The 12,848-nt window shown below is 60.2% G+C and carries 11 protein-coding genes; 1 reads left to right on the forward strand and 10 read right to left on the reverse strand.

Annotated elements, in window-relative coordinates; genetic code table 11:
- Nucleotides 1-100 precede the first annotated feature (100 nt).
- The 7 genes from tadA to treP form a co-directional block, all read right to left on the reverse strand.
- Nucleotides 101-598 (reverse strand): tRNA adenosine(34) deaminase TadA, encoded by a 498-nt coding sequence (tadA, locus tag M1D99_RS24650; protein WP_434572181.1) that lies wholly within the window; start codon nucleotides 596-598, stop codon nucleotides 101-103.
- Nucleotides 598-1,974: a multicopper oxidase family protein gene (locus M1D99_RS24655; protein ID WP_186729992.1), complete on the reverse strand. Its 1,377-nt coding sequence runs from the start codon at nucleotides 1,972-1,974 to the stop codon at nucleotides 598-600. Before M1D99_RS24655 ends, tadA begins: the two co-directional genes overlap by 1 nt.
- Before the next feature lie 323 nt (nucleotides 1,975-2,297).
- Complete coding sequence (locus M1D99_RS24660; protein WP_458130897.1) at nucleotides 2,298-2,585, reverse strand: PTS transporter subunit EIIB; 288 nt, start codon at nucleotides 2,583-2,585, stop codon at nucleotides 2,298-2,300.
- Between the two features lie 2 nt (nucleotides 2,586-2,587).
- On the reverse strand, nucleotides 2,588-5,122 hold the full coding sequence (gene ptsP / locus M1D99_RS24665) for a phosphoenolpyruvate--protein phosphotransferase (RefSeq protein ID WP_434572184.1): 2,535 nt from the start codon (nucleotides 5,120-5,122) through the stop codon (nucleotides 2,588-2,590).
- 71 nt (nucleotides 5,123-5,193) lie between these two features.
- Nucleotides 5,194-6,417 carry a carbohydrate porin gene (locus M1D99_RS24670; protein WP_458130898.1) on the reverse strand — a complete coding sequence of 408 codons (1,224 nt, stop codon included), beginning with the start codon at nucleotides 6,415-6,417 and terminating at the stop codon, nucleotides 5,194-5,196.
- A gap of 143 nt (nucleotides 6,418-6,560) precedes the next feature.
- On the reverse strand, nucleotides 6,561-8,207 hold the full coding sequence (gene treC / locus M1D99_RS24675; protein WP_458130899.1) for an alpha,alpha-phosphotrehalase: 1,647 nt from the start codon (nucleotides 8,205-8,207) through the stop codon (nucleotides 6,561-6,563).
- Between the two features lie 68 nt (nucleotides 8,208-8,275).
- A complete protein-coding gene (gene treP / locus M1D99_RS24680; RefSeq protein ID WP_434572190.1) occupies nucleotides 8,276-9,718 on the reverse strand; it encodes a PTS system trehalose-specific EIIBC component in 1,443 nt (480 codons plus the stop codon).
- 245 nt (nucleotides 9,719-9,963) lie between these two features.
- Between treP and treR the strand changes: the two genes are divergently transcribed.
- Nucleotides 9,964-10,668, forward strand: a complete 705-nt coding sequence (gene treR / locus M1D99_RS24685; protein WP_186705424.1) for a trehalose operon repressor — start codon at nucleotides 9,964-9,966, stop codon at nucleotides 10,666-10,668.
- Between the two features lie 350 nt (nucleotides 10,669-11,018).
- On the opposite strand, the gene M1D99_RS24690 is transcribed toward treR, so the two are convergent.
- From M1D99_RS24690 to M1D99_RS24700, 3 genes are all read right to left on the reverse strand, one after another.
- Nucleotides 11,019-11,543: a helix-turn-helix transcriptional regulator gene (locus M1D99_RS24690; RefSeq protein ID WP_458130900.1), complete on the reverse strand. Its 525-nt coding sequence runs from the start codon at nucleotides 11,541-11,543 to the stop codon at nucleotides 11,019-11,021.
- A 4-nt stretch (nucleotides 11,544-11,547) separates the two neighbouring features.
- Nucleotides 11,548-11,823 (reverse strand): hypothetical protein, encoded by a 276-nt coding sequence (locus tag M1D99_RS24695; RefSeq protein ID WP_458130901.1) that lies wholly within the window; start codon nucleotides 11,821-11,823, stop codon nucleotides 11,548-11,550.
- Between the two features lie 626 nt (nucleotides 11,824-12,449).
- Entirely contained in the window at nucleotides 12,450-12,620 is a 171-nt protein-coding gene (locus M1D99_RS24700) for an acetyltransferase (protein WP_434572195.1), read from the reverse strand.
- Between the last annotated feature and the right edge of the window lie 228 nt (nucleotides 12,621-12,848).

Raw genomic sequence — 12,848 nt, forward strand, 5'->3', positions numbered from 1 at the left:
AAAAGCTGCCAACCGATTTTTCCTGATGCACTGTGTTGAATGGTTTGGGGCTGCTGCGCAGCCCAGCGGGAGCAAGCTCCCTCGCCACAAGGGTATGTGTTCAACCTTGCGATTTGGCTCTTCGGGCCTTGAAGAACTCACTCAGCACCGTACTGCACTCCTCAGCCAACACCCCGCCCTCGAACAGCACCCGATGGTTCAGGAAGCCCTGGCTGAAGAACTGCCCCTGGCTCTGCACGATGCCGGCCTTGGGCTCCAAGGCGCCATAGACGACCCGGGCGATGCGTGAATGGACGATCAAGCCGGCGCACATGCTGCACGGTTCCAGCGTCACGTACAGCGTGCTGCCGGGCAGACGATAGTTGCTCATGGCCTGGGCGGCGGCGCGGATCGCGACCATTTCGGCGTGGGCGCTGGGGTCGTGACCACTGATCGGGCAGTTGAAGCCGCGCCCAATGATTTCACCGTCCTGCACCAGTACTGCGCCCACCGGCACCTCGCCCAGGGCGGCGCCTTGTGCGGCAAGGGCCAGGGCTTCGCGCATGAAGTCCTGGTCACGGCTGCGGTCGATGATCTTGGCGGGGCGAATCTGGCGCATCACGCCACCTCGATGGCGGCCATCAGGCCGGTTTCCATGTGGTCGATCACATGGCAGTGGAACATCCACACGCCTGGATTATCCGCCACCAGCGCCACCTGCGCCCGCTCGTTCTTGCCCAGCAAGTAGGTGTCAGTGAAATACGGCACGACCTTGTGCCGGTTCGACGCAATTACCTTGAAGCTCATGCCGTGCAAATGGATCGGATGCTGGTACTGGGTCATGTTCTTCAATTCGAAAATGTAGCTCTGGCCTTTCTTCAGCGTGGCGATCGGTCGGTCGGCGCAGGTCTTGTCGGTGATGTCCCAAGCCTTGCCGTTGATTTGCCACAGACTTGGCGGCTTGCCGTTGTCGACATTCACCGACACCGAGCCGACCCATTCGAAATTGAAGTTGAGTTTCTCGGCATTGGCCAGGTCCGGCTCGGCCACCGGGTTGGGCGGCAATGCTGGCGGCCATGGCGCCGGCGCGTCATTGTTGGACACCGAACGCAGCGTCCCCAGGCGCACCGGGCCGTTGCGCAGCGATAACGCCTCGCCAGCCGGCGGTGCCTTGATCGCCAGGCAAATGCGCATGCCTGGCCCCAGCCAGTATTCCTTGCCCAACGGGCGCGGTTCGATGGGGTTGCCATCCAGCGCATAGATCTGCGCTTCAACACCGGGAATGTTGATGCGGTAAGTCAGGGTGTTATCAAGGTTGAGCAAACGCACCCGGGTGATCTGCCCGGCCGGCAGGTCAATCACCGCTTGCGGCACGCCGTTGATAGTCGACAGCCGCCCGGCCGTGCCGCCACGGGCCGCCTCGCGGGGAATGCTGAACGCGACGAACTCGCCCTGCTCATCCACATGCCAGCTCTTGAGGCTCAGGGTCTGCTCGTATTTGAAACCGGTCGGCTCGCGCTCTTCGATGATCAACGGCCCCACCAGCCCACGCCCGAGTTCTTCGCTGCTGTTGACGTGGGGGTGATACCAATAGCTGCCGGCGTCCGGCACACGGAATTTGTAATCGAAGTACTCGCCCGGCAGCACCGGCAGTTGCGAGACATAGGGCACGCCGTCCATCTCCAGCGGCAAACGAATCCCGTGCCAATGGATGGTGGTGGCGACCGGCAGATGGTTGATGAAACGAACCCGCAACCATTCGCCCTGGCGCACCCGCAGCTCGGTACCCGGCGCCGAGGGGCCAAACGCCCAGGCCTGGGTCTTGTGCCCGGCCACCAGTTCCACATCCAAGGGCGCGGCGATCAATTCATAGTCGTGACCGGCCTCGGCATCCGTCCTTTTGCCCAACCAGTACCGTGACGCGCCGCCTGCACCCACACCAACGACAACAAGACCGGCCAGGCCACCGAGTATTTGGCGACGGGTAAAGGACATGAACGCAACCACCTATTGAATCCGCGCGAACCGTTGGGCCCGCAAAAGGCGAATACGATACACCCGCAGATGAGAAACGGTAAGGAAACCAAGATGAAAAAAACGTGTAGTGGTCATTTCCCGACAGATGAATGAATCGAGCGCTCAGCGCTTCGCCCCCAGCGGGAGCAAGCTCCCTCGCCACGGTTTTGCGGTGGTGGGAGCGGTGAGGCGAACCTTCAAAATTCCAATACCCGCAAAACAACGAACGCCCCCCACGCCGAACCGCTCTTGTGGCGAGGGAGCTTGCTCCCGCTGGGCTGCGCAGCAGCCCCCCCGAACGGTCAGCCCTGCAAGCCGGTGATCAGATGCACCACCCCGTTGTCCAGCGTCATCACCCCCGTCACACCGGCGACGCTCAGCCCGGCCCGATCGATCCGCGCCATATCCCGCAGCTCCACCCGCAACCGCGTCAACGCGACGGGCTGATGAGACTTGAGGTTTTCCGTGCCGCCCAACGCAGCAATGAGGGCCGGCGCCAGCCCATCGAGCGTTCCCGGCCGCTTGGGTTCTTCCGGTACCAGGTCCGGTGTCAGTGCTTTCCAGAAGGCCTGTTGTAGTTTGTCGAACATGTTCAATGCTCCATGGCCAGGGTGGCCGGGTTGGCCGTGGATGAGTGAGTACGCAGGAGGTCACGCACCTGCTCCGCGCTGTCCTGGCCCAAGGCCTCTTGGGCCAGCGTTCGGCACTCGCTCAGGTTCCATTCACGCACGCAGGCCTTGATCGCCGGAATCAGCGGCACACTGACTGACAACTCGTCCACGCCCAACCCCAACAACAGCGGCACCGCCAGGGGTTCCGAGGCCAGCGCGCCACACACTCCGACCCATTTGCCATGGGCGCGAGCGGCCTCGACCGTACGGGCGATCAGGCGCAACACCGAGGGATGCAGGCTGTCGGCCTGGCTGGCCAAACGTGGATGGTCACGGTCCATGGCCAGGGTGTATTGGGTCAGGTCGTTGGTGCCGATGGAAAAGAAATCCACTTCAGGGGCAAACAGGTCAGCCATCAGCGCCGCCGCCGGCACTTCGATCATGATGCCCAGCTTCGGCGCCTGCGTGAGTCCCAACTGACGGACCTCCTCATCCAGCATTTGCCGCGCCAGGCGCAGCTCCGCCAGGTGCGTGACCATGGGCAGCATGATGTGCAGCCGTGCCAGCCCCGAACAGGCGAGGATTGCCCGGAATTGTTCGCGCAATAACTGGGGTCGCTCCAGGCACAGGCGAATGCCGCGCATGCCCAGGAATGGATTGGCCTCATGCGCCATCGGCACGTAAGCAAGCGGCTTGTCCCCACCCACGTCGAGGGTGCGAACCACCAGGTTGCGCTCAGGTCCGAGAACCCGGGCGACGGCGCTGTACAGGGTCGCTTGCTCGTCGTGGCCAGGTGGGTGGGCGCGATCCAGGTAGAGCAGTTCGGAGCGCAACAGTCCCACACCTTCGCCTCCAAGGGCCATGGCCTGCTCCACGTCTCGCAGCGACCCGACATTGGCACTGACCTCGACTCGATGGCCGTCCAGGGTACGAGCCGCCAGGGCCGACTGCTCCAGGTCTCGCTGATGTCGCTGGCGCTGCCGCTCAGCCGCGACCTGGCGTTGCTCGATCAAGGCCTGATCCGGGTTCACGTGCAGTTCACCGCTATCAGCGTCCAGCAGTACCCGAGTGCCGTTCTCCAAGGCCAATACGTCTTGCGCCACGCCACACAACGAGGGCAGGCCCAGCGCACGAGTCAGGATCGCGACATGGCTGGTGGCGCCGCCACCCACGGTGACAAACCCGGCGATGCGCGAGGTGTCGAGGCTGGCGGTCTGGGAGGGCGTCAGTTGCTCGGCCACCAGAATCGCCTGTTCGGGCAGGTTCCAGGCGTTGTCCTGCACGCCCAGGATCAATTTGAGTACCCGCTGCCCGACATCGGCCAGGTCCGTTGCGCGCTCGGCCAGCAAAGCGCTGCCCAATTGCAGGAACAGCGCGGCGCTTGCCTCGGTGGCGGTTTTCCAGGCAAATGCCGCGCTCTTGCCCGCAGCGATCAAGGCTTGGGCCTGCTCCAGCAAGGTAGGGTCTTCGAGCAATTCTTGATGGGCACGAAAAATCTGCGCCTGGACGCTGCCTGCCGCCTCGCCCTGTAACGCTTTCAAGGCTTGCGTCGCCTGCTCCAGTGCTTGATCCAGGGCCGCCTGCTCGGCCTCGATGCCGACGCCCGCCGCCTCGATGTCCAACACCTGGGAAGCGATCTGGACCACTTCACCAAACGCCGAGCCGGGCGATGCGCAGACACCCCGCAGCCGGCCGGGCATCGACGGTTCGACGGCGGTGATCGGCTCCAGTGCTAGCGGCGCTTGCACTGTTTCGCCGCACCCTGACAGCAGCATTTGTTCCAGCGCTTCGATGGCCTGCCCGGCCTGGGCACCGGCGGCGCTGATCTGCACACAGTCGCCCTTGGCCGTCTGCAACGCCATGATCGCCACCAGGGATTTGGCGTTGGCGCTGGCTTGCTGCTTATGCAGTTGGATATGGGCGTCGAAGCCCTTGGCCGCCTGGGCGAACACCGCGGCGGGACGGGCGTGCAGGCCACTTTCATTGGGCACGACCAGCCGCCGGGAAAACAGCACCGTGCCCGGCTGCGCCTCGTCGGCCGCTCCCTGCTCATCTGAGCGCACCTGCAACAGCGGCGCGCCGCTCTCGATGCCAGTGGCCTCGTCCACGAGCAGGCTGAAGGGTTCGCCACTGACCACCAGCATCAGCGTCAACAGACTGCGCGCGTGCAAGGCGATGTAGTCGGCATCGAAATCGATCAGCGGCTGACCGGCCTCGACCCGTTGCCCCATGGTCACCCGCGAGGTGAACCCCTTGCCCGCCAGGTTGACCGTGTCCAGGCCGATATGCATCAGCACCTGGACACCATTGTCAGCGGTGATACTCACCGCATGGGCGCTGTCCTGGAGCGTGCCGACGACACCGGACAGCGGCGCGCAAAGGGTTTGCGAGGTCGGATCGATACAAATGCCATCCCCCACCACACGGCTGGAGAAAACCGGATCCGGCACGCTGTCCAAAGGCATCAAGACCCCGGACAGCGGTGCGAGCAATTGCAAGGATTGCGTTGTGTTCATGACTTCACCTGCTGCTGTCTGTTCTTTTTCGCATTGCGGGCACGCCGATCAGCGACCCGCGCCTGCACGGGTCATTTCCACCAATATTCGACCTGCAGGCCCACGTTGGAACCATGCCGCGCCCCACCAAACGCACCGGTGTCGGACAGCGCCGAGCCGGCCGCCAACTCATTGGCTGCACGCTGGGCCGCCGCGTTCCAACTGGCGTAGGTGTAATAGAGCCGTATTTCCGGGCGCGCCCAGAATTCCGGGCCCTTGGGCGACCAGGTGGGGGCAAAGGTGAATTTGCTCAGCTTGCGTGTTCCATCGTTGGCCTGCACCTGGTCGTGGCCCAGTTCGGCCACCAGCTTGAACTGATCGGTGATGGCGTACGCCGGGCGAACCCCCAGTGACAGCCAGTTCTGGTCGGCACCATCGGGGCGGATGTCCTTCTGGTACACCGCCTGCACCTGCCCGCCGAAACGCGGCGTGACCTGCCAATCGAAAAACTCCACCAGACGATAGCTCTTGTTGCTGTCGTCCAGCCCGGTGTCGCCGGTATAACCCAGCCCGGTGCCGGGGCCCTCGCCGTATTGCAAGGCCAGTTTATTCTTGCCACCCAGGAAGTCCTGTTGCACATGCTGGACGGTCAGGGCCCAACCGCGGTGGGCGTCACGACGGTTCGCCCGGTCGATGAAGCTCAGGCCAAATTCCAGCTCGCCGCCGGGGTTGGTCCTGAAACCGGCGACGTTGAAGTCATGCCGGTTGACCGGGTCTTTCTGGTAGAGGTTGTCCTTGCGCGAGAAGGCGTAGCTGTATTTCAACCCGCCGATCAGCACGTCCTCGATCCCGCCACCGGTGGCGCTCTGGTTCCAGTAGTAGAAATCCGAAATATGGATGTCGTTGCGTTTGTAATACCGCCGGCCGGCCCACAACGACCCGCCGTTCAGGCTGGGCATATTCGACCATTGGGCATACATCTGCGGCATGCGCGCCGCGCCGTTTTCACCCTGGAAGGTCGGCGTGCGGTCGTAGCGGTTGTACAGCGACGCCATGCCGTCCACGCTCAACACCGAGCCATCGTCGAGGGTGAACAGATCCTGGCGCAGCTCCAATTCCCCGTACTGCTCGCACTCGTTGCCCAACCGATATTTGGTCTGCGCCCCAGGCAATTGGAAACAGGATTGGGAACGGCCATTGGTCGCGCTGCCGACGCCACTGCGCAAATAACCGGAAAACTCCAGCGCCTGAACCGGGAACGGCAGCGCCAGGCAGATACAGGACGCGGCCAGGCCACGGTTTATTATTGTTTTCATACGCCTCTCCATTGTTTCTTATTGTTGTTTGCTCCATGACTTCCCCCCTTGTTTGCCGTTTGGCCGGCGACAAAGGGCCCACGATGCGTCTGGCGCAACGTGTTCGCTGTCAGGCATTGCCTGGGTCAAGGGAAGTTTTTTATTCAGTCGCTCAGGTGCAGCACGAACGACTCGTAGGGCCGCAGGCGCAGCCGTCGGTATCGGTGTTCACCCGCTTCGTAGTTGCCAATCACCCAGCGTTGTTTCGTCTCTTGGGTGAGGATCCCTTCGGGCAGCTCCACCTCGCAGTCGCCGCCATAAAAATGGCTGACCACCAGCAGGCGCTCACCCTGCCCTTCGCGCAGGTACGCCCACACGTGTGGATGCTCAGGCAACAGCAGGCGATAGACGCCGTCCTGGATCAAGGCTTCGCTGCGACGCAGGGCGATCAGCTCGCGGTAGTAATGCAGCACCGAGGTCGCGTCTTTTTGTTGTTGCTCGACGTTGATGAACGCGGCGTTGGCAGGCACGCCAATCCAGGGTTCGACCCGACTGAACCCCGCGTTCGGCCCTGCGCTCCATTGCATTGGCGTGCGCCCGTTGTCACGGGACTTCTGCATGATTGGCGCCATGGCCTCGGCTTCGGGGACTCCGGCGTTGCGCTTGAGGCGATAGATATTCAGGGTTTCCACATCGCGGTATTGCTCGATGTGATCGAAACCCGGATTGGTCATGCCCAGCTCCTCGCCCTGGTACACGAATGGCGTGCCCTGGAGAAAATGCAACGCCGTGGCGAGCATCTTCGCCGAAGGCACGCGGTACTCACCGTCGTCACCGAACCGCGACACCACTCGCGGCTGGTCATGGTTACACCAGAACAGCGCATTCCAGCCGTCACCGGCCTGCATGCCGACCTGCCAGTCGGACAGGATGCGTTTGAGTTCGAGAAAGTCGAAGTCGGCCCGCACCCACTTTTGCAGGTTCGGGTAGTCCACCTTCAGGTGATGGAAATTGAAGGTCATCGACAGTTCGCGGGAAGTCGGGCACGAATAACGAACACAGTGCTCGAGGCTGGTGGACGACATCTCGCCAACGTTGATCAGGTCGAAACCCTCGAAGACTTCCCGGTGCATTTCCTGCAAGTAGCGATGCACATGGGGACCGTCGGTATAGAAACGCCGGCCGTCGGTGTGGTCGTCTGGAAAGTCGGCCGGCTTGGAAATCAGGTTGATCACATCGAGACGAAAGCCCCCCACGCCCTTGTCCCGCCAGAAACGCATCATCTTGAACACTTCGGCGCGGACCTGGGGGTTGTCCCAGTTCAAGTCGGCCTGGGTATGGTCGAACAGGTGCAGGTAATACTGTCCGGTCTGCGCTTCGTATTCCCAGGCCGAGCCACCGAACTTGGACTCCCAGGTGTTCGGCTGGTCCCGCCAGATATAAAAATCGCGGTACGGGTTGTCGAGGCTGCTGCGGGCGGCCTGGAACCAGGGGTGCTCGATGGAGGTGTGATTGACCACGATGTCGAGCATCAGCTTGATACCGCGCTTGCGCGCCTCGGTGATCAACAATTCGCAATCGGCCATGGTGCCGTAGCTGGGGTCGATGGCGTAGTAGTCGCTGATGTCGTAGCCATTGTCCCGTTGCGGCGAACGCAGGAACGGCGTCAGCCACAGGTAGTCCACACCCAGCCAGTGCAAGTAGTCGAGCTTGTCCACCACCCCCAGCAAATCACCGGTGGCCTGGCCGCCATGGCTGTAGAAACTCTTGGGATATATCTGGTAGATCACCGAGCGTTGCCAGTCTTGCATGTGCAATTCCTTCAGTCTGTTTGGTACTGGCCTTGCGGGCCTCATCGCGGGCAAGCCCGCCCACAGGGTCAGGCCACCCGATACCCCGGCCGGACGATCTTCATGCTCAACGCACAGGTCAGGGCAAAGGGCACGCTCATGGCGATGACCATGCCGACCACGAACATCGGTATGTAGTCAGGCACGATGGAAATGAATCCCGGCAGGCCTCCGACGCCAATCGCCGAGGCCTTGATCTTGTTCAGTGACAGGAAAATGCAACCCAGGGCCGAGCCGGTAAGGGCGCAATAGAAGGGGAATTTGTAGCGCAGGTTGACCCCGAACATTGCCGGTTCGGTGATGCCGAAATAAGCGGAAATCGCCGAGGTGGACGCCATGCTCTTGTCCCGCGCATTGCGGGTCATGTAGAACACCGCCAGCGCCGCGCTGCCCTGGGCCAGGTTGGACATGACGATCATTGGCCAAATGAAGGTGCCGCCCTGGGTCGAGATCAACTGCAGGTCCACCGCCAGGAACATGTGGTGCATGCCGGTCACCACCAGCGGCGCATAGAGCAGGCCGAAAATCGCCCCGCCAATCACCGGTGCCAGGTCGAACAGCGCCACCATGCCTTCGGTGATCAGGATGCCCAGGTGGCGGGTGACCGGACCGATGATGGCGAGGGCCAGCACCCCGGTGATCACGATGGTGGTGATGGGGATTACCAGCAGTTGGATGGCGTTGGGCACCCTGGCCCGCAACCATCGCTCGATCACGCTCATGACATAGGCCGCCAGCAGGATCGGCAGGATCTGCCCCTGGTAGCCGACTTTCTCGATCCGGAACCAGCCGAAGATATCGAAATACGGCAGGCTCTGGCCGTCCAATCCCGCCACGGCCTTGCCGTAGTTCCAGGCGTTGAGCAGGTCCGGGTGAACGAGCATCAGGCCCAGCACGATGCCAAGGATCTCGCTGCCGCCGAAACGCTTGGCCGCCGACCAGCCCACCAAGGCCGGGAGAAAGACGAAGGAGGTGTTGGCCATGAGATTGATCAGGCTCCAGACGCCGTCCAGGTTCGGATAGGCATCGAGCAACGTCTGCCCGGCAATGAACATGCCCTTGGCGCCCAGCAGGTTGTTGACGCCCATCAGCAGGCCGGCAATCACCAGGGCGGGCAGGATGGGCATGAACACATCGGAGAGCACCCGCACCAGGCGCTGCATACCGTTGCCTTTCTGCGCGCCCTGGCGCTTGACGTCGGCGATGGTCGCGGCGGCCAGGCCCGTCAGCTCGCGCAGGGCCGCGTAGACCTTTTCCACCTCGCCGGGGCCAATGACCACCTGGAACAGGCCACCGGTGAAAAAGGAGCCCTTGACCAGGTCGATCTGGTTCAGCGTGGCGCTGTCCACCCGGGTCGCGTCCTTGAGGGACAGGCGCAGGCGCGTCACGCAATGGGCCGCCTGCTCGATATTGTCGACGCCACCCAAGCTTTGCAGCAGCTCGCTGGCGATTTTGGAGTAATCGTGGCTCATGCTTTTTTCTTCCGCGTCATTCTTGTTATTGAGAGTCGACAGCACGTGGAAGGGAAAGTACTCGTCTGTACGAGTTAAATCAACAACTCGTACAGACGAGTTTTGTTTTTGTTTATGATAGGTCCTCGAAAAACCGGGAAACGTCCTACGCTTCTGTCGTCAAAGAATGACAGCCGAATGGACAAATCCCCCACTTGGCCCGTAAGGTTCCGCCCCGGTGAACAGCGCGGTACAGAGCCCTCTCCATGAGCAAATACAACCAGATCTACAACGATCTGCTGACCAGCATTACCACCGAGCGCCTGGAGCGAGGCGCCCGCCTGCCCTCCGAAACCGAACTGATGGACAGCTACCAGGCCAGCCGTGGCACGGTGCGCAAGGCCATCGAACAACTCCAGGAGCGCGGCTTCGCCCAGAAAATCCATGGCAAGGGCACCTTCGTGCTGTCCACCCAGCCCATCGAATTCCAGCTCGGCGGCATCGTCAGTTTCCAGGAGACCTACCCGCGCCTGGGCAACGATGTCAGTACCGAAGTGGTCGAGTTCAGCCAGTTACCGTTGGAAGGCGCGCTGCTCGAGCACATCAAGGCCCCCGCCGGCAGCCAGGTCACCCGCATCAAGCGGGTCCGGAGAATCGATGGCAAGCGCGTGATCCTGGACATCAACCACTTCGTCAGCGACGTAATCCCCGGCCTGACGCGCGACATCGCCGTGCAGTCGATCTACGCCTTCATCGAACAGACCCTGCAGCTGCAAATCGCCTACGCCCAGCGCACCATCGAAGCGGTCCGCTGCGGCAAGGACGACCAGCAGCACCTGGACCTCGAAGGCCAGAGCCATGTCATCGTGGTGAGTAACCAGACTTTTCTCCAGGACGGGCGGCAGTTCGAGTACACCGAATCGCGGCATACGCTGGATAAGTTTTATTTTTCGGATGTGGCGCGGCGGTGAACGCAAAAAAGGCGTGTGGATACGGGTTCACACGGATTTGATTCGTTCACAGTTCTCTAATACCTAAGCCTGAAGGACTTCAGCGGTCGACAGGTTTTCCCGGCCGATATCGATCGATCACAGCAGCACACGCTCCGCCGTCCTCCTCAAACACCCGCGAGACGGCAACAGCGATTTCGACTCATACCCTGAACTGCTGCAGCACGGGCATTCCAGAAATGATGTCGTGCACCTGATCTTGTAGGTAACGGTTATGGTTGTAAAAAAACGATTAGATAAAAAGAGCCGCGCACAAAAACGATTACTCCTGACAACCGGCTCGTCGAACAGAGGAGAGGCTGAGATGTCTGTCACCCAACCAAAGCGTCCAATTCTTCGGAAGCCATGCCAGGTAACCGTCGGCCTTCTTTCGCAACGTTGACCTGCAACGCCACCTGAGCCACATCCAACACATTCTGGGTAAGCGAATAGCTGCCCTTGGCCTGCAGCCAGGTCAGCACGTCCGCCAAATGCCAGATAGAAGCACTCCCCTCGTGCACCGGCGTCGGGAAGCTGCTCGGATGAGCCAACATCAGCTTGCGCATATTCTGCCGAGACACGCCTACGATCTCCGCGACATCGGTCAGTCCGACCAAATCAGGCGCGACCTCGATCAATTTGGCCGACGGCACTGCGCGATGGACGTCGACCAGAGCGCTAAGCACCGCCTTGACCGCATCAGGCGCCTCGCGGGTGAACTCAAGCGCCAGCCGGCCCGGTTGCCCGATGCCGACCAGAGCATCGTCGCAGCCCGCTTCTCCCAGCCGCTCCACCAGTTCATCCATGACACAGCCATCGTCAGCAAGCTGATATTTCAAGGTAAAAATATATTCCATTTTTCTACTCCTCATCATCGCCATCAGCGTCGCGCCGATTGCGATGCGCAGTGCAATTGTCCACGACGCGTCGCAATGCTCGCGCGTGGTTGCCAGGATTCTGCGGCGTGCTCCATATCGATGTGATACAGAATTCGCCACAGCGGCACTCCGCGTCTTTGTACGGGCAATAAACCCGCCCCCAAGCGTGACTGCCACTAGCGTCTATGCGCCACCCCTGCCCTTCGGCATACCTGAGCGTTTGTTCGATTTCTTTCTTCGGGTGCGTTGGACGAATCATCCGTGATCTTCAGTATTCGCATGAGTCGCCAGATTGTCAAATGACAACCTAAGCATCCCCTTAAAGCGGCGCCACTCAGCAGCGTCTTAAACGAGGAGATAGGTTGGCATTTGACAGGTCCTCGTGAAAAGGTGCGATCACTCAGGCAAAGACGGTAACATCCCACTTTGCAAACACGCACTCAACTATCAAGGATGAACACCATGATCATCACGATTGCTTTCAGCGTAAAAAATTATGTTGAGGTTATGGAAAGTTGACCAATAAAGATTGATGACGTCATATTTACTCTAGAGCGAAAAGACAATACCGTTCAAAAAGTATGTATTTCTTTCCCCAACGTAGACATCGAGAACGCACCCCAAATTGTACGACCTAAAAAAAATCGGGTATACCTCAAATAAATATGCGAGGCAATGAATTCGTAAAAATCGCTTTGAAGAAGGTATTAAACTGGCAAGCCGTCGTCATCAGCCAACAGCTATTTGATTTAGACTTCGACAGCTACGAGATGCGATTCATTGCGGAAACCCCGTTAGAGCAAAGCCAAATTCACATCAAATCATTTCGTAGTATTGAAAACGACGCAATGAATAAATGTTGTGATTTCGAGAAGATCAACTCCATTACATGTCAGCCAACTTCTGAAAGGTCTTCTTGTGAGTCCTGAGAACGAGCTTGGTTTCTGAATAAACGATCTGCTTACCCAAGTCGCCACCCAAATCCAGCTTCTTGATGGCTTTAACTTTAGGCCGCTCTACTATGGATACGCCATAGGTGTTCAGCTTGTGGCTCATGACATGAATACCCCAAACGGTTTGATCAATTTCTGCTCACACGGTAGCACACTGAGAGGCAAGATACACCGAGCCGTCGACTGCGTTGTACGCCGCTTGCTGGTTGGCATCAGTGCCACGCCAGCGCATGACTCAGCATCAGTCATTACTGACAGAAAAGCATCTGCAGCGGTAGTGCGTCAATACGTTCAATCACGTTGGCCTCAGGCAAATGTCGTAACGGCTCCG

It is taken from the genome of Pseudomonas sp. R3-41 (genome assembly GCF_054161485.1).

What these genes read in the sequence shown, in the direction of transcription:
- M1D99_RS24690 (WP_458130900.1), bottom strand. Translation starts at nt 11,543, where the DNA reads ATGGAATATATTTTTACCTTGAAATATCAGCTTGCTGACGATGGCTGT.
- ptsP (WP_434572184.1), bottom strand. Translation starts at nt 5,122, where the DNA reads ATGAACACAACGCAATCCTTGCAATTGCTCGCACCGCTGTCCGGGGTC.
- M1D99_RS24660 (WP_458130897.1), bottom strand. Translation starts at nt 2,585, where the DNA reads ATGTTCGACAAACTACAACAGGCCTTCTGGAAAGCACTGACACCGGAC.
- treR (WP_186705424.1), top strand. Translation starts at nt 9,964, where the DNA reads ATGAGCAAATACAACCAGATCTACAACGATCTGCTGACCAGCATTACC.
- treP (WP_434572190.1), bottom strand. Translation starts at nt 9,718, where the DNA reads ATGAGCCACGATTACTCCAAAATCGCCAGCGAGCTGCTGCAAAGCTTG.
- M1D99_RS24695 (WP_458130901.1), bottom strand. Translation starts at nt 11,823, where the DNA reads ATGATTCGTCCAACGCACCCGAAGAAAGAAATCGAACAAACGCTCAGG.
- treC (WP_458130899.1), bottom strand. Translation starts at nt 8,207, where the DNA reads ATGCAAGACTGGCAACGCTCGGTGATCTACCAGATATATCCCAAGAGT.
- M1D99_RS24700 (WP_434572195.1), bottom strand. Translation starts at nt 12,620, where the DNA reads ATGAGCCACAAGCTGAACACCTATGGCGTATCCATAGTAGAGCGGCCT.
- tadA (WP_434572181.1), bottom strand. Translation starts at nt 598, where the DNA reads ATGCGCCAGATTCGCCCCGCCAAGATCATCGACCGCAGCCGTGACCAG.
- M1D99_RS24670 (WP_458130898.1), bottom strand. Translation starts at nt 6,417, where the DNA reads ATGAAAACAATAATAAACCGTGGCCTGGCCGCGTCCTGTATCTGCCTG.
- M1D99_RS24655 (WP_186729992.1), bottom strand. Translation starts at nt 1,974, where the DNA reads ATGTCCTTTACCCGTCGCCAAATACTCGGTGGCCTGGCCGGTCTTGTT.